15 protein-coding genes are annotated in these 16,697 nt (G+C 64.7%); 6 read left to right on the forward strand and 9 right to left on the reverse strand.

What is annotated here, in order from left to right; all coding sequences use genetic code 11:
* Nucleotides 1-260 precede the first annotated feature (260 nt).
* Nucleotides 261-572, forward strand: a complete 312-nt coding sequence (locus HZB49_RS14500; RefSeq protein WP_291612476.1) for a DUF1272 domain-containing protein — start codon at nt 261-263, stop codon at nt 570-572.
* A gap of 93 nt (nt 573-665) precedes the next feature.
* On the opposite strand, the gene fahA is transcribed toward HZB49_RS14500, so the two are convergent.
* The 5 genes from fahA to HZB49_RS14525 all read right to left on the reverse strand — a co-directional run bounded on the left by fahA (nt 666) and on the right by HZB49_RS14525 (nt 6,258).
* A complete protein-coding gene (gene fahA, locus HZB49_RS14505) occupies nt 666-1,934 on the reverse strand; it encodes a fumarylacetoacetase (RefSeq protein WP_291612477.1) in 1,269 nt (422 codons plus the stop codon).
* A gap of 123 nt (nt 1,935-2,057) precedes the next feature.
* Nucleotides 2,058-3,404 (reverse strand): homogentisate 1,2-dioxygenase, encoded by a 1,347-nt coding sequence (gene hmgA / locus HZB49_RS14510; RefSeq protein ID WP_291612478.1) that lies wholly within the window; start codon nt 3,402-3,404, stop codon nt 2,058-2,060.
* A gap of 2 nt (nt 3,405-3,406) precedes the next feature.
* Nucleotides 3,407-4,366, reverse strand: coding sequence for an MBL fold metallo-hydrolase (locus tag HZB49_RS14515; RefSeq protein ID WP_291612479.1), 960 nt, complete (start codon nt 4,364-4,366; stop codon nt 3,407-3,409).
* A 40-nt stretch (nt 4,367-4,406) separates the two neighbouring features.
* Nucleotides 4,407-4,634 (reverse strand): DUF2783 domain-containing protein, encoded by a 228-nt coding sequence (locus tag HZB49_RS14520; RefSeq protein ID WP_291612480.1) that lies wholly within the window; start codon nt 4,632-4,634, stop codon nt 4,407-4,409.
* A 10-nt stretch (nt 4,635-4,644) separates the two neighbouring features.
* The gene (locus HZB49_RS14525) at nt 4,645-6,258 is read right to left on the reverse strand and encodes an FAD-dependent oxidoreductase (protein WP_291612481.1); all 1,614 of its coding nucleotides are present in this window, start codon (nt 6,256-6,258) and stop codon (nt 4,645-4,647) included.
* Between the two features lie 145 nt (nt 6,259-6,403).
* On the opposite strand from HZB49_RS14525, the gene HZB49_RS14530 reads away from it, so the two are divergent.
* Nucleotides 6,404-6,919, forward strand: a complete 516-nt coding sequence (locus tag HZB49_RS14530; RefSeq protein WP_291612787.1) for a MarR family transcriptional regulator — start codon at nt 6,404-6,406, stop codon at nt 6,917-6,919.
* Nucleotides 6,920-6,924: 5 nt separating this feature from the next.
* Here HZB49_RS14530 and HZB49_RS14535 read toward each other — a convergent pair whose 3' ends face one another.
* Genes HZB49_RS14535 through HZB49_RS14545 form a run of 3 tightly spaced genes read right to left on the reverse strand, consistent with a single transcriptional unit; the run spans nt 6,925 to nt 8,998 of the window.
* Nucleotides 6,925-7,269: a RidA family protein gene (locus tag HZB49_RS14535; protein WP_291612482.1), complete on the reverse strand. Its 345-nt coding sequence runs from the start codon at nt 7,267-7,269 to the stop codon at nt 6,925-6,927.
* Between the two features lie 19 nt (nt 7,270-7,288).
* Nucleotides 7,289-8,179, reverse strand: coding sequence for an NAD(P)-dependent oxidoreductase (locus tag HZB49_RS14540; protein ID WP_291612483.1), 891 nt, complete (start codon nt 8,177-8,179; stop codon nt 7,289-7,291).
* A gap of 12 nt (nt 8,180-8,191) precedes the next feature.
* On the reverse strand, nt 8,192-8,998 hold the full coding sequence (locus tag HZB49_RS14545; RefSeq protein WP_291612485.1) for an N-acyl homoserine lactonase family protein: 807 nt from the start codon (nt 8,996-8,998) through the stop codon (nt 8,192-8,194).
* Nucleotides 8,999-9,374: 376 nt separating this feature from the next.
* Between HZB49_RS14545 and HZB49_RS14550 the strand changes: the two genes are divergently transcribed.
* The 4 genes from HZB49_RS14550 (at nt 9,375) to HZB49_RS14565 (ending at nt 15,935) form a co-directional block, all read left to right on the forward strand.
* The gene (locus HZB49_RS14550) at nt 9,375-10,829 is read left to right on the forward strand and encodes a caspase family protein (protein WP_291612486.1); all 1,455 of its coding nucleotides are present in this window, start codon (nt 9,375-9,377) and stop codon (nt 10,827-10,829) included.
* Between the two features lie 139 nt (nt 10,830-10,968).
* Nucleotides 10,969-11,628 carry an OmpA family protein gene (locus HZB49_RS14555; RefSeq protein WP_291612488.1) on the forward strand — a complete coding sequence of 220 codons (660 nt, stop codon included), beginning with the start codon at nt 10,969-10,971 and terminating at the stop codon, nt 11,626-11,628.
* Between the two features lie 210 nt (nt 11,629-11,838).
* Nucleotides 11,839-12,774 carry an efflux RND transporter periplasmic adaptor subunit gene (locus HZB49_RS14560; RefSeq protein ID WP_291612490.1) on the forward strand — a complete coding sequence of 312 codons (936 nt, stop codon included), beginning with the start codon at nt 11,839-11,841 and terminating at the stop codon, nt 12,772-12,774.
* The gene (locus tag HZB49_RS14565; RefSeq protein WP_291612491.1) at nt 12,774-15,935 is read left to right on the forward strand and encodes an efflux RND transporter permease subunit; all 3,162 of its coding nucleotides are present in this window, start codon (nt 12,774-12,776) and stop codon (nt 15,933-15,935) included. The genes HZB49_RS14560 and HZB49_RS14565 overlap by 1 nt, the downstream gene beginning before the upstream one ends.
* 3 nt (nt 15,936-15,938) lie before the next feature.
* On the opposite strand, the gene HZB49_RS14570 is transcribed toward HZB49_RS14565, so the two are convergent.
* Nucleotides 15,939-16,613 (reverse strand): Crp/Fnr family transcriptional regulator, encoded by a 675-nt coding sequence (locus tag HZB49_RS14570; protein ID WP_291612493.1) that lies wholly within the window; start codon nt 16,611-16,613, stop codon nt 15,939-15,941.
* Nucleotides 16,614-16,697: the final 84 nt, after the last annotated feature.

Here is a 16,697-nt window from a genome sequence, read left to right on the forward strand (position 1 = left end):
AAGCAGCTTACTGAAAATGCTATCGCGAAATCGCATGCTCGGCCTTCTGTGTCTCGACAACCAGAAATGACCGATTTGCCTCGGTCGCGCCGGGCATGCACCGCGACATAGTGAATCATTCCCCGGACAGCCCTGCGCAAGCACGGGGAGAGGGAGAAGAAAGAGCAACGCCCTTGGCTGAAATCGAGGGAAATCCGGCATTCGAGTTTCCCCGTTCGTCTGCAATCATTCCACGCAAACCGAATCCGAACGAGACGATCATGGCCCTGCAACTTCGCCCGAACTGCGAATATTGCGACAAGGATCTGCCGCCATCGGCCACCGACGCGCGCATCTGCTCCTATGAGTGCACCTTCTGTGCCGATTGCGCGGAGAACAAGCTCGGCAACGTCTGCCCGAATTGCGGCGGCGGTTTCGTGCCGCGCCCGATCCGCCCCTCGAAGGAATGGCGCCCCGGCGTCTGCGCGGTGAAACAGCCGCCGTCCGACAAGCGCGTGCATCTGAAGTACAGTATCGAGGACATCGCGGCGCATTCCGCCCGGGTCAAGGACATCGCGCCTCAGGATCGCTGAGGACTCGACATCGTCATTCCGGGATGGTCCGAAGGACCAGACCCGGAATCTCGAAATTCCGGGTTCGATGCTTCGCATCGCCCCGGAATGACATTAGGCCGCCACGATCGTCCCCTCGACCTCGCCGAAGCCGACGCGGTAGCCGTCGCCCTGGCACCAGCCGCGCATCACGAGCGAATCGCCGTCTTCGAGAAACGAACGCGTGACGCCGGCTGCCAGCTCCACCGGTTCGGTGCCGTTCCAGCTGATCTCGAGCAGGCTGCCGCGCTGGTTCTTCTCGGGACCTGAGATCGTGCCGCTGCCGAGGAGATCGCCGACATTCATGGCGCAGCCGGAGGAGGCATGGTGCACGAGCTGCTGAACCGACGACCAGTACATGTATTTAAAATTGGTGCGGCAGATGCTCTTCGCCTCGTTCATGCCGCTGGCACGCAGGGCGACGTCGAGTTCGAGATCGTAATTGTTCGGCCGCGCCTGTTTCAGATAAGCCAGTGGCTCCGGCTCCTGCTTCGGCCCTTGCAGGCGGAACGGCTCCAGCGCCTCGCGCGTCACGATCCAGGGGCTGATCGATGTCGCGAACGCCTTGGCCTGGAACGGGCCAAGCGGCACATATTCCCATTGCTGGATGTCACGCGCGCTCCAGTCGTTGAGGATGGTGAAGCCGAAGATCATCTCCTCGGCCTGCGCCTCGGTCAGCATCTCGCCCATCTTCGAGGCCTGGCCGACGACGACACCCATCTCCAGCTCGAAGTCGAGCCGCTTGCATGGCCCGAAGCTCGGTGCATCCACGTTCGGCGGCTTGAGTTGCCCGCGCGGTCGCTTCACCCGGGTGCCGCTGACGACGACGGTGGAAGCGCGGCCATTATAACCGATCGGCATGTGCAGCCAGTTCGGCTGCAGCGCATTGTCCTTGCCGCGGAACATGACGCCGACATTGGTGGCGTGCTCTTTCGACGAATAGAAATCGGTATAGCCGGACACCGCGATCGGCAGATGCAGTTTCACATCCGCCATCGGCACCAGCACACGCTTGCGCAGCCTGTCATTGTCGCGCAGCTCCGGATGGTCGTGGCGCAGCAATTCGCTGATACGCGCCCGCGTCTTCGACCAGACTTTCGGACCCAGCGCCATGAACGGATTCAACGTTGCAGCAGCAAATACGCTCGGCTCGACGACATCGATGCGGCAATCCTGCGCCAGTTGCCAGATATCGAGCACATGGTCGCCGATCGCGACGCCCACCCGCGGGGCGAGACCGTCCTTCGCGGAGAACACGCCGTAGGGCAGGTTCTGGATCGGGAAGTCGGAGGCGGGGTCGACGGGAATGAAGGAGCGGAGTTTGGGATCGTTGGGGTGGGGCAAGGCTTCCTCCGGCTAGAGCGTCGTCATGGCCGGGCTTGACCCGGCCGCCACGACTTTCTTCTTGTCTCAAGACGTGGATGCCCGGGACAAGCCCGGGCATGACGAGTGGTAGAGGGGTGCGACCTACGGCCTGCCAGGATCGAAGCGCTTTTCGAGTCCCTTCCAGCAATCCGAGTAGTCGTCCTGCAGCGTGGACGACCTTGCCGCGTATTCGGTCACGCGCTGGGCAAAGCGCGTCTCGAACATGAAGGCCATGGTGCCCGTCAGCTTCACCGGCTTCAATTCGCCATTGCTGGCGTGATCGAACGCCTGGCGGTCGGGGCCATGCGGCAGCATGCAATTGTGCAGGGATGCGCCGCCGGGGACAAAGCCTTGCGGCCGCGCGTCGTAGACGCCGTAGATCAGCCCCATGAACTCGCTCATGATGTTCATGTGGTACCACGGCGGACGGAAGGTGTTGTCCGCCACCATCCAGCGCTCCGGGAAGATCACGAAATCGATATTCGCCGTGCCCGCGGTCTCCGACGGCGAGGTCAGCACTGTGAAGATCGAGGGATCGGGATGATCGAAGCCGATCGCGCCGACCGGCGAGAAGGTGCGCAGGTCGTATTTGTAGGGCGCGTAATTGCCGTGCCAGGCGACGACGTCGATCGGCGAATGCGGCAGCTCGGTCCGAAACAGCGAGCCGCCCCACTTCACGAAAAGCTCGGTCGGCGTGTCCTTGTCCTCATAGGCGGCCACCGGCGTCAGGAAGTCGCGCGAATTGGCGAGGCAATTGGCGCCGATCGGGCCACGCTCCGGCAGCGTGAAGGCGCCGCCGTAATTCTCGCAGAGATAGCCGCGCGCCGGCCCGCCGGGGATTTCCACGCGGAATTTCACGCCGCGGGGAATCACCGCGATCTCGCCCGGCTCGATGTCGATGCGGCCGAATTCGGTGACGAGGCGGAGGTTGCCCTGTTGCGGCACGAACATCAGCTCGCCGTCGGCATTGTAGAAATTCTGCTCCACCATCGATTTGGTGATCAGGTACATGTGCGCCGCCATGCCGCCTTGGGTATTGGCGTCGCCCGCGGTGGTCATGGTGTACACGCCCTGCAGGAATGTGACGTCGGCCTTGGGCAGCGGCGGCGGATCCCAGCGCAGCTGCGCGATCGGCAAATCGTATTCGTGGCAGGGCGCAGTGCGCCAGAAGCCCATATCGACCTTGGTGAAGCGGCCGGAATGTTTCACCGACGGGCGGATGCGGTAGAGCCAGGAGCGCTCGTTGGAGCCGCGCGGCGCGGTAAAGGGCGAGCCGGAAAGCTGCTCGGCATAGAGCCCGTAGGCGCAACGCTGCGGCGAGTTGCGCCCCAGCGGCAGCGCGCCGGGCAGCGCCTCGGTCTCGAAGCTGTTGCCGAAGCCGGACATGTAGCCGGGCGCGATCTGCGCCGAGCTGCGGCTGATGGTGTCAGGCGAGGTATTGATGTTCATGTCTATCCTCCTCCTTGCAGGGCGGCCCACATTTCGCGGTCGCGCGCATCAGTCCAGATCACGGGCTCGTCGATGCCCGAGGCCTCGTCGAACGCGCGCGAGACGTTGAACGGCAGGCAATGTTCATAGATGGCGAAGCTCGAGAATTTCGGATCCATCACCTCACGCGTCGCCGCCATCGATTCCTTCAAGGTGCGCCCCCGTGCGACCGAGGTCTCGGCTGCACCGTAGAGCGTCGTGACGAAGTCGCGGGTCATGGCGATGGCATCGCGCACGGTAGCAACACCCTTCAGCGCGTCGCCGCGGCCCGGCGCAATCGCCTTGGGATTGAAGGCGCGGATCTCGTTCAGCGTCGCCGGCCATTCGCGCAAGTAGGCGTCACCGCAATAGCAGGCGGAGTGATACTCGATCAGGTCGCCCGACAGCATCACCTCGGCATCCGGCACCCAGGCGACGATATCGCCGGAGGTGTGGCCGGCCCCGAGCGACATCAGCCGCACCTCGCGCTTGCCGAGATAGATGGTCATGTCGGTCTCGAAGGTCAGCGTCGGCCATGTCAGGCCGGGAATGCTTTTCGCGTCCTGGAACAGGCGCGGGAAACGGCCGTACTCGGAGTCCCAGTCCTGCTGGCCGCGCTCCTGGATCAGGCGATAAGTCTCTTGCGATGCGACAATGCCCTGCGCCTTGTAGGCGGAGGCTCCCAGCACGCGCACGGCGTGGTAATGGGACAGCACGACATATTTGATCGGCTTGTCGGTGACAGTGCGCACCCGTTCGATCACCTTGTTCGCCATTGCAGGAGTTGCCTGCGCATCGAACACCAGGCAGCCGTCGTCGCCGACGATCACGGCCGAGTTCGGATCGCCCTCGGCGGTGAAGGCGTAGAGATCGGGACCGATCTCCGAGAAGGTGACTTTCTTCTCCGCGAGATCCCCGGTGGATGCGAAACTGACGGTAGCCATTGCGACAAATTCCCTTGAGCCGTTATTGTTGTTGCGGTTGTTATTGTTGTTGCTGTTGTTGCTGCTGGTCTGCATCAAGCATGCGCCGTTTTGCCAGCGCGATCGCTTCGCGCAGGACCTCGATGTCGCCGATGTGGTTGGCGAGCACCAGCACCAGCGCCGCGTCGAGATCGGCGCTCTCGGCTTCGCTCAAACCGCGATGCGCCTCGACAACCGCGCGGAAGGCGTCGTCGGGCCTGGCGAAGTTCGAACTGGTCGACAGCGGCATTGTGGAAACCTCAATTGAGCCCGCAGGCGCGCGCCAGCGCGGCCTCGATCGCCGGGCGCGTCGGGTGACGGAAGCGGGCGGCGACGTAGCCGTCCGGCCGCAGCAGGTAAGTCGCGCCGCCTTCGGCGTCATAGCGCTGGCCGGCCAAACCGGACGCATCGATCAATCCATCCTCGCCACCGACGCGGATGGTGCCAAGGCCTTCCGGCGCATCGACGACCTTGCCATTGCCGAACGTCAGCAACGTGAAGCGCGTTCCCTTGCGCATGAAGGCCTCGGTGAGGAACATCGGATTGCCCGTGCGGTCGGAAACCGGCGCATCCGGCATCGAAGTTCCCGGCCGCGGACCGCCGCGCCAATTGTCGGTATCGGCCGTGGACAGCGGCGTCTCGTAGACCGAAGGCAGGGACAGCCGGCCGCCATTGACCATGCGCTTGCCGAATTCGGTTTCCCTTGCAAGCGACAGCACCGCCTTGCGCAGCCGCGCTTCCTGGCTCGTCACCGGCGCCATGAAATCGGTGGCGCGGGTGGACTCGCGGATGTTCTCGTCCGCCGCAGCACTTCGCTCGGTGTCATAGGTCTCGAGCAGGCTTTCCGGCGAAGTCCCGCGCAGCACGCGATCGAGCTTCCAGGCGATGTTCTCGGCGTCCTCCAGCCCGGAATTGGCGCCGCGCGCGCCGAACGGCGAGACCTGGTGTGCGGAATCGCCGGCGAAGATGACGCGGCCATGGAGGAAACGGTCCATCCGCCGGCATTGGAACTTGTAGAGCGATATCCACTCGAAATCGAAGTTCTCGTGGCCGAGCATGCGCGCGATCCGCGGCGCCACGTTTTCCGGCTTCTTCTCGACCGCCGGATCGGCGTCCGGACTGAGCTGCAGGTCGATGCGCCAGACGTCGTCGGGCTGCTTGTGCAAGAGCGCCGAGCGGCCGGCGTGGAACGGCGGATCGAACCAGAACCAGCGTTCGGTAGGGAACGCGGCCGTCATCTTGACGTCGGCGATCAGGAACTGGTCCTCGAACACCTGGCCGGAAAACTCCGCGCCGACCATCTGCCGCAGCGAGGATCGCGCGCCGTCGCAGGCGATCAGATATTGCGCGTGCAGCTTGTAGGGCCCTTCGGGCGTATCGATCGTGAGCGCGACGTAATCATTCCGCCGCTCGAGCGCGCTCACCTTGTTGCGCCAGCGCAGATCGACGTCGGGCAATTGCGCGATACGGTCGACCAGATAGGCTTCGGCATAATATTGCTGCAGGTTGATGAAGGCCGGCCGCTTGTGGCCCTCCTCCGGTAGCAGGTTGAACTGGTAGAGCAGGGACGCGCCGTGAAAGATCCTGCCGACGCTCCACACCACACCCTTCTCGACCATGCGGTCGGCGACGCCGAGCCGGTCCCAGTATTCCAGCGCGCGCTTCGAGAAGCAGATCGCGCGCGACCCTTCGCCGATGCGGTCGGCGTCATCCAGCAGCACCACCTTTTGCCCGCGCTGGGCCAGATCGATCGCCAGCGACAGGCCGACAGGACCCGCGCCGACCACCACCACCGCATGTTCGGCCGGGGTCGCGGCGGGCCGATCCTGGTCGGGATGCCTGCGGTATCCGAACTGGACTTTGCTGTGCGGCATGGATTTGCTCTGGCCAACAGTCGGTGGCACTGGTAATTAGTCTCATATGCAACTATCTTAATCCGCGGCCCGCCGTCAACTCAAATTGGAGCGATCCTTGGCAAGGTCCTTGGCAAAGTCCCCGGCAAAGGCAGTGTCGGGCGAGCTGGCGGCCCCGCCCCGCGAGGACGCGGCGGCGAGGAAGAGTCAGCGGCTCGACCTGTTCAAATTCGTGCCGTTCCGCCTCAACCGGCTGGCGGCCGAGGTCTCCAGCGCGCTCGCCGTCGAATACCAGGACCGCTACGGGCTCGACATCCCCGCCTGGCGGGTGATGGCCACGCTAGGCTTCCGCAAGGACGCCTGCAGCGCGCAATATGTCGCGGAATGCACGCGGACGCACAAGTCGACCATCAGCCGCGCGGTGACGGCGCTGATGAAGCGCCAGTTCATCGAACGCGTCGAGAACGAGAACGACCGACGCGAATTCCGCCTGCGCCTGACCCGCAAGGGCCGCGCGCTGTATGAGGAGCTGTTGCCGCGCCTGTTGCAGCGCGAGCAGGAGATCCTGGCCTGCCTGTCGGCGCAGGAGCGCCGCGACCTGGCGACGCTGCTGGGCAAGCTGGAGAACGGCCTCAATCTGGTGCAGACCAGCGAGGAAGCCGACGCCAAGGAGGCGTACTGAGCGGCCTACTTCACGGCCGTCACCACGATCTCCACGATGTGCGGCGGCTCGAGCTCGACGCCGATGCAGGCGCGCATCGGCGGATTCTTGCGATCGACCCACTCATCCCAGGCGCGGTTCATCTCGGCCTTGCGCTCGATGTCGGCGATATAGACGATGGCCGAGAGGATCCTGCTCTTGTCCGTACCGCACAGCGCCAGGCTTTCGTCGATGCGGGCGAGCGCCTTCACGCTCTGTTCGTACATCGAGGGACTGACTGGATCGGGAGCGACCGCCACGGTGAAAACGAGATCGTCGTGGGCGACCGCACGGCTGCGGGTAGGTGTAAGACCGGCAAAGCGCGTGATCATGGGGCGTCTCCGAATGGATTCAGCTGCCCTTGCTCTCACCAAGGTGCTTCGCGATCACAGGGAAATAATTGTCGCCCGATCCTGCATCGATCGCTTCCTGCAGGATCGTGCCCACGAGCTCCGCCCCGCGAATCTTCAACCCGGCATCGCTCGCCAGCTCCAGCGCGTAGGAAAGATCCTTCAGCGCATACTCCGTAGAGAACGCGCGCTCCGGAAACACGCCGGGCAAGATCGCCTTCATGCCATGGTTGCGCAGCGCAAAGCTGTCGGCCGAGCCCTTTGACAGCGTCTCCAGCAGCAGTTTTGCATCGACGCCGTTGCGCCGGGCGACTGCAACGGCCTCGGCGAGCGCGTTGACGGTCTCGAACAGCACCATGTTGTTGAGGATCTTCGTCACCTGCCCGGCGCCGACGTCCCCGCAATGGGTGACGTCGGTGGCAAAGCAGCGGATCAGGGGCTCGATCGCCGCATAGAGCGCGGCCGTCGTGCCGACCATGACGCTCAGCGTACCGTCCTGCGCCGCCTGCCGCGTGCGCGCAATCGGCGCATCCGCCCAGGAAGCGCCCTTCGCCGCCAACTGGCGAGCAAAATCGCGGGTCTGGCTCACCGACGAGGTACCGAGATCGACGACGACCTGGCCGGCGCGGACATTTTTCAGGATGCCGTCGCCCTCGAACACCGCGCGCACATGCCTGGCGCTGGGCAGGCAGAGGAACACCAGATCGCTTTGCTTCAGCACGTCGGCGACGGAGGCCGCGACCTCCGCGCCCTCGCCGCGCAGCCGTGCCAGCGGCTCGGCGGAAAGATCGAAGGCCAGCACGCGGCGGCCGCTTTTCTTGACGACATTGCGGCAGATCGGCTCGCCCATCACGCCAAGGCCGATGAAGCCGATGGTCTTGTACTCGGTCATTTTCCCGGAAACCTATTTCGCAAAGGATCGCGATGGGGCCAGATGCAGCGCAAAGGCATCGACCTTGTCGCTGGCGCGCGGATAGATCTCGCTGACGATCGGATCGTGGCCGGGAATGAAGCGGTCCGGATGGCCGGCAAGCCGCTCGACGATTTCCCATCCCTGCGCCATGTCGCCGACATTGTAGACGATCGGGAACGGGCTGCGCTTCTGCAGGTTCGCGTAGTAGTGCGCGGCGTCCGACGCCAGCACCACCGGGCCGCGCGCGGTCTCGACCCGCACCACCTGCAACCCGTCGGAATGGCCGCCGACGCGATGCACGGTCACGCCCGGTGCGATCTCGCCGTCGCCGGAATGGAAGGTGACGCGCTCGCCATAGACATGGCGCACCATCAGCGTGACGTGTTCGACCGAGAACGGATGCCGCAGCATGCCGTTGCACATGCAGCGCCCGGTCGCATAGCTCATCTCGCGGTCCTGCAGATGAAACCGCGCATTGGGGAAGCGGTCGAGATTGCCGGCGTGATCGTAATGCAGATGGGTGACGATGACGTCCCTGATCGCTTCAGCCCTGACGCCGAAATTGGCGAGCGCGTCGACCGGATTGAGCGTCAGCTTGCGGGCGCGCGACTTCGCCTCCTCCGCGTTGAAGCCGGTATCGACCAGGATGTCGCGGCCGCCGCCGCGGATCAGCCAGACGAAATAATCGAGATCCTGCGCGGTGGTGTCATGCGGATCGGGAGCGAGGAAATTCATCTGGGGGGTACGCGGCGACATGGTGGCGTAGCGCAGCGCGTAGATTTCGTAGGCGTTTCCCATGGCTATTGCTTTTTGAGGCTTGGCTTTTTGATTGCTTGACGGTCGGACCGCCCGCACCAAGCCATCGTGACAGGCAAAGGTCAAACCGCAGCCGCGCATGTCAGGCGTGTGCCCGCGAGGGCTGCAATGTGAGGCCAATCACATTGATTTGGCAGGACTATCGGGCCGGGAACCGCATCGCGCGCCCCCTGCGCGCACCAGCCGGGATTTATTCCGGCCCGCTCGCAATATTTCGTAGCGGTGAATTGTCGCAATTAACGGTGAAGCGGCAATCGGTTGACGGTCTGCAAGGCGGGTTTGATAATGCGCTTTTCGTCAAGTAAGGTCGCCGCGGCGCAAGCTGGATCGGCGCCTATTGGGCTGGACCGCCGCCGCTATGAAAATCCGCGTATTGCTTCTTTCACTGCTCCTCTCGGTCGCCTCGGCCGTGCCGTCGCTGGCTGCCGGCGAGCGCCTGGCCCTCGTCATCGGCAATGCAAAATATCCCGACGCCGAGGCGCCGCTGCGCGAGCCGATCAATGACGCCCGCGACGTCGCCGACGAACTGAAGCGCGACGGCTTTGCCGTCGAGACCGGCGAAAACCTGACCGCCGAGCAGATGCGCCGCGCCTTTGACCGCCTGTACGGCAAGATCAAGCCCGGCTCGATCGTGCTGCTGTTCTTCTCCGGCTTCGGCATCGAGTCCGGCCGTCAGAGCTACATGATTCCGGTGGACGCCCAGATCTGGACCGAGCCCGACGTGCGCCGCGACGGCTTCAGCCTCGAGAAGGTGCTGGGCGAGATCAACAGCCGCGGAGCAGGCGTCAAGATCGCACTGATCGATGCCTCCAGGCGCAACCCGTTCGAACGCCGGTTCCGCAGCTTCTCCGCCGGGCTTGCACCGGTCATCGCGCCGAACGGCACGCTGGTGATGTATTCGGCGGCTCTGTCTTCCGTGGTTGCCGACAGTGGCGGCGACCGCAGCCTGTTCGTGCGGGAACTGCTCAAGGAAATCCGCGTCCCCGACCTGACGGCCGAGGAAACGCTGAACCGCACCCGGGTCGGCGTCACGCGCGCCTCGCGCAGCGAGCAGGTGCCGTGGATTTCGTCCTCGCTGGCGGAGGATTTTTCCTTCATTCCCGGCGGCTCGCGGCCCTCGACCCCGTCGACGCAGGCCAAGAGCCCGCCGCCGTTGCCACCCCCGGTGCAGCAAACGGTGACCCCGCCGCCTCCGGGCAAGCAGCAGGCAAGCATCCCGCCGCCGGTCGAAGTACCGCCGCCGCCGAAGCAGATCGAGGTCAATATCCCGCCTCCCCCGCCGCCGCAGCAGCCGGCAAGGACCGAAAACGCGTTGTCTGACGACCCGACCATCAAGAGCCTGACCGCCAAGCTCAACGACAATCCGGACGATTCGGCAGCGCTGTACCGACGCGGTCAGGTCTATGCCAGCAAGGGCGCCTATGATCTCGCGATCAAGGATTTCAACAATTCGCTGCGCCTGAACCCGAAGGACGTCGAGGCCTATAACAACCGCTGCTGGGCCCGGACCGTGATCGGCGACCTCCAGGCGGCGCTGAGGGATTGCAACGAGGCGCTGCGGCTGCGGCCGAACTTCGTCGACGCGCTGGACAGCCGCGGCCTGCTTAATCTCAAGAGCGGCCAGACCAAGAATGCCATTGCCGATTTCGATGCCGCGCTGCGGATCAATCCCCGTCTGACCTCCTCGCTATATGGACGGGGGCTCGCCAAGCGGAGAAACGGCTCGATTGCCGAGGGCGACCTGGATATAGCTAACGCCAAGGCGATGGACCCGAATATTGTCAAGGAATTCGCGGATTACGGGGTGCAGTGACGCGTTTGGAGGCGGCGCCGCCTTCGAACCCCGGGCAGGCGCCGGAGACTAATGAGAATCAACGCCGCGACCGATCAGGTCCGGCCGTCCATTTGGTAAGCTGATTGGAACCGCGCGGGCAGCGCAGGAGGGACTGGCAATGGCAAAGTTTTCAGGAACCAGGAATCTAACCGCATTCGCCGCGATTTTGACCGTTGGCACGGCATTGTCCTTTGGAATCGGCGCGGCACTGGCCGCCGACGAGGTGACCGAAGACCAGATCTTGAGGGCCCTGACCCCGACCAAGAAGCCGCTCACCCGCGGCCTGTCGGTCGGCGGGTCGGCCGAGCCGGCCGCCAACCCCGCCGAAGCCAAATTGGTCACCAGCGTCCGTGGCCGCACCACCCGTTCGCTGTCGCGAACCGAGCGCGAGGAAATCGCCGCCATCGTCCAGGACAAGCCGAAGATCGATCTGGAGATCACCTTCGACTACAACTCGGCCGACATCAGCGCCAAGTCGATCCCCTCGGTGCAGGCGCTGGGCCGCGCACTGTCCAATGCCGAGCTGAAGGGCTCGACCTTCGTTGTTGCCGGTCACACCGATGCGGCGGGCGGCGAGGAGTATAATCAGAGCCTGTCCGAGCGCCGTGCCGACTCGATCAAGAAGTATCTGGTCGACAAATACGGCATCAACGGCAGCGACCTCGTCACCGTCGGCTACGGCAAGAGCAAGCTGAAGGATCCGGCCCAGCCGCTCGCTGAAGCCAACCGGCGCGTGCAGGTGGTGAACATGGAAACCAAGGTCACCGCGCAGAAGTAAGCTCTAAGCCGACTGGCGTGGGTGCTTTCGGGTATTGCAGAGAACAGCCTCCGTCCGGGCCGGTCCCGAGCGGAGGCTTTTTTCTCGCCGCCCCGGCGGTATGCCGCGGCCGGACGGTATCCACAGCACGGCAAAACGCGCTAACATGGCTCGCCTGCCCAGCGCGACGGCGCCCGCTCCACACGAATCTGGTTCTGGAATGATCCGGCGATGAAGCCACTCACCGAATATATCAAGCCTGCGATTGGAACGGTCGTCTTTTTCGTGCTCGTCGCCGGCTACTACTGGTGGGAGCACCGCCCCCACCGCGAGAAGCCGGAGACGACCGGCCAGGCGCTGGTCGTGGTCGCCAAGACCGTCAATGCCTGCTTCTCCGACATGGTGCGGGTCACCGGCTTCATCGTGCCGAAGCGCGAGGCCGTGGTCGGCGCCGACCAGGAAGGCTCGAAAGTCACCGACCTGTTCGTCCGCGAGGGCGACCTCGTCACCGAGAACCAGGAGCTGGCGCGCCTGTCGCCACCGCCACAGCAGCCGGGCCAGCAACAGCAGGGCGGCCGTAGCGGCCCGATCTCGCTGAAGGCGCCCGCCGCAGGTCTCCTGACCGAAGTCCGCACCATCGTCGGCGCCCCCGCCTCGCCGCAGGCCGGGCCCATGTTCCGCATCGCCGTCAACAACGAGATCGAGCTCGACACCGAAGTGCCGAGCGTCCACATCCTCAAGCTCAATCCCGGCGCGACCGCCCGCATCAGCCGCGACGGCGCCCCCGACCTCGTCGGCCGGGTCCGCCTGGTGTCGCCGCAGATCGACCGCACCAGCCAGCTCGGCAAGGTGCGCATCTCGATGACCAGCAATCCCTCGCTCAAGGTCGGCATGTTCGCGCGCGCCAATATCGACGCCAAGCGCAGCTGCGGCGTCGCGGTGCCTCACACCGCAATCGATCGCCTCACCGTGCAGGTGGTGAAGGGGGGCAACACGATCGAGACGCGCAAGGTTCGCGTCGGGCTGTCGTCCGATACCTCCACCGAGATTCTCGAAGGCCTCGACGTGGGCGAAGTCGTCGTTGCCGACGCTGGCACCTCGCTGCATGACGGCGACCAGGTCAAGACCATGTTTGCTGATGAACTCGATCGTGTGCGGGTACGCTGATGGCTCTCAATATTTCCGCTTGGTCGATCCGCAATCCGCTTCCCTCCATCGTCTTCTCGATCATCCTTCTGGTGCTCGGCTGGGTGTCGTTCACCAAGCTCGCGGTGACGCGGTTGCCGTCGGCCGACATCCCCGTGATCTCGGTCGCGGTGTCGCAGTTCGGCGCGGCTCCCTCCGAACTTGAGTCGCAGGTCACCAAGACGATCGAGGACGGCGTCTCCGGCGTCGAGGGCGTGCGCCACATCTCCTCGTCGATTACCGACGGCCTGTCGCTGACCACCATCCAGTTCGCGCTGGAGACCAACACCGACCGCGCGCTGAACGACATCAAGGACGCCATCACCCGCGTGCGCGCCAACCTGCCGCAGAACGTCACCGAGCCGCTGATCCAGCGCGTCGACGTCATCGGCCTGCCGATCGTCACCTACGCCGCGATCTCGCCCGGCAAGACGCCGGAGCAGCTCTCCTATTTCGTCGACGACGTGGTCAAGCGCGCGCTGCAGGGCGTGCGCAACGTCGCCCAGGTCGAGCGCATCGGCGGTGTCGAGCGCGAGATCCTGGTCTCGCTCGATCCCGACCGGCTGCAGGCGGCGGGCCTGACCGCCGTCAATGTCAGCCAGATCCTGCGCGGCACTAATGTCGACGTTGCCGGCGGCCGGGCCGAGATCGGCAAGAACGACCAGGCGATCCGCACGCTGGCCGGCGCCAAGACGCTGAACGAGCTCGCCGGCACCATGATCCCGCTGTTTTCCGGCGGCGAGGTCCGGCTCGACGACCTCGGCACGGTCACCGACACCATCGCCGACCGCCGCACCTTCGCCCGCTTCAACGGCGAGCCGGTGGTGGCACTCGGCATCAAGCGCTCCAAGGGCGCTTCCGACGTGGTGGTTGCAGCCGCCGTGCAGAAGCGCATCGATGCGCTGAAGGTCGCCTACCCCGATGTCGACCTGAAAATGATCGACACCTCGGTCGACTTCACCAAGGGCAATTACGAAGCCGCGATATCGACGCTGTTCGAAGGCGCCGTGCTCGCCGTCATCATCGTGATGCTGTTCCTGCGCGATTTCCGCGCCACCATCATCGCCGCCGTGTCGCTGCCGCTGTCGATCTTCCCGGCATTCTGGGTGATGGACATTCTGGGCTTCTCGCTCAACCTCGTTTCCTTCCTCGCCATCACGCTGTCGACGGGTATCCTGGTCGACGATGCCATCGTCGAGATCGAGAACATCGTGCGCCACATGCGCATGGGCAAGTCGCCTTATCGAGCCGCACTCGAAGCTGCCGACGAGATCGGCCTGGCCGTGATCGCAATCTCGCTGACGATCATCGCGATCTTCGCCCCTGCAAGCTTCATGTCCGGCATTGCCGGCCAGTTCTTCAAGCAGTTCGGCATCACGGTTTCGGTGCAGGTGTTCTTCTCGCTGCTCGCGGCGCGCTTCGTCACGCCGATGCTCGCGGCCTATTTCATGAAGGACAGTCACCACGAGGATCCGCCGCCGGGCTTCATCCTGAGCAACTACCACAAGCTCGTGACCCTGTCGGTGAAGCATTACTTCATCACCATCCTTATCGGCTTCGGCGTCTTCGCCGCCTCGATCTGGAGCATCACCTTGCTGCCGCAAGGCTTCCTGCCGGCGCAGGACACCGCACGCTCGCTGCTCGCCATCGAGCTGCCGCCCGGCACGCAGCTCGCCTACACCGAGAAGGTCACCGAAGAGATCGTGGCGCGGTTGCGCAAGCGGCCCGAGGTGAAGAACGTCTTCGTCGACGGCGGCCGCGTCCCGCCGGGTCTGCAGGAAGTCCGCCGCGCCGCGCTGATCGTCAACTACACGCCGAAGGGCGATCGCAAGATCACCCAGCGCGAGCTGGAGCTCTCGATCAGCAACGAGATGGCGAACATCCCCGACATCCGCTTCTGGTTCCTCGATGAAAACGGCCTGCGCGCGATCTCGCTCGTCGTCACCGGCATCGACAGCAACATCGTCAACAACGTTGCCAGCGAACTGGCGACTCAGATGAAGCGGATTCCGACCATCGCCAACGTGATCTCGGAAACCTCGCTCGACCGGCCCGAACTGCGCATCCGGCCGCGCGCCGAACTGGCCGCGCGGCTCGGTGTCTCTACCGAAAGCCTGTCGCAGACCATCCGCGTCGCCACCATCGGCGACGTGGGACCTGCGCTGGCGAAATTCGACGCCGGCGACCGCCAGGTGCCGATCCGGGTCCAGCTCGAGGATTCCGCGCGCGGCGATCTTTCGATGCTGCAGCAATTGCGCGTGCCGCTCGGCCAGCGCGGCGAACGCGGCGGCGTGCCGCTGTCCGTCGTCGCCGACATCCAGCTCGACCAGGGACCTACCAGCATCAACCGCTACGACCGCGAGCGGCAGGCCACCGTCGCGGCCGACCTGGTCGGCAACTCCGCGCTCGGCGATGCCACCAAGGCCATCTACGACCTGCCTGTCATGAAGAGCCTGCCGAAGGGCGTGAGGGTCAGCCCGTCGGGCGACGCCGAAAGTCTCAACGAGCTCTCGGAAGGCTTTGCCACCGCGATCACCGCGGGCCTGATGATGGTCTATGCCGTGCTGGTGCTGCTGTTCGGCACCTTCCTGCAGCCGCTCACCATCCTATTCTCGCTGCCGCTCTCGATCGGCGGCGCGGTCGGTGCACTGCTGCTCACCGGCAAGCAGCTAACCACGCCGGTGTGGATCGGCATCCTGATGCTGATGGGCATCGTCACCAAGAACGCCATCATGCTGGTGGAGTTCGCCATCGAAGCCATCAGGGAAGGCAAGTCGCGTGAGGAAGCGATGATCGACGCCGGCATGAAGCGCGCGCGCCCGATCATCATGACCACCATCGCGATGGTCGCAGGCATGATGCCGAGCGCGCTCGCAGTCGGCGCCGGTGGCGAGTTCCGCTCGCCGATGGCGCTGGCGGTGATCGGCGGCCTCATATTCTCCACGGTGCTGTCGCTGGTGTTCGTGCCTGCGATGTTCATGCTGATGGACGACGTCGGCAGCCTGATCTGGCGCTTCGGCAAACGGCTGATCGTCTCCCACGGCGAGGACGAGGAGCCGCCGTCAAGCCATCACCATCCGGCGCCGCCGCCCGCCAAGGGCCCGCCCCCGCTGCCGCCCCGCGTGGCACCCGCGGCGAAGTGAGGACTACTCGTTCCGCGCCACCGCCGTCAGCTTGTTGAGGTTCTGCAGCAGGATGCGGCCGCGCTGCAGGTCGAGGATACCGTCCTTGCGCCAGAGCTGGAGCTGGCGGTTGACGCTTTCGCGGGCGGCGCCGACGAAGACGCCGAGCTGCTCCTGGGAAATATGAACCTCGGAACCGAAATCGGCCGCCAGCGCGCAGAGCCGCCGCGCCAGCCGCACCGGCAGGGGCTGCAGCATGGATTCCTCCATGCGCTCGCTCTGCCAGCGGATGCGCTGGCACAGCAACATGATGATCTTGATGGCGACCTTGGGCTCGCGCTCGAGGAAGCTGAGAAAATCCTCGCGGCGCAGCACGAACAGTTCGGAGGCCTCTCCGGCGGTGGCGTCCGCCGTGCGGTTCTGGCCGTCGAGCACGGCTACCTCGCCGAAGAGATCTCCGGGGCCCATGAAGTTCAGCGTCAGCCTGCTGCCATCCGACGCACCGGTTTCGATCCGGACCTGGCCGCGGCGCACCCCGAACAGGGCATCGCCCGCGTCGCCCTTCTGGAACAGGACCTCGCCCGCCGCCATTTGCTGGGTATGGCAGAGCCCGGCGATCCGCTGCAGTTCATCGGGCCCGAGGTCCGCGAACATCGGATTCATCTTCAAAATGACCGCAAATTCGGCCTGTTTGCTCATGGCAATGCCTTTTCAAGTCCGGCCCTGGGGAATGGGAGCTGTCGCATGGTTCGGCCCGGAGGAAGTGTGCCATAAGTCACATAA

It is taken from the genome of Bradyrhizobium sp., assembly GCF_016219575.1.
Classification (GTDB): Bacteria; Pseudomonadota; Alphaproteobacteria; order Rhizobiales; family Xanthobacteraceae; genus Bradyrhizobium.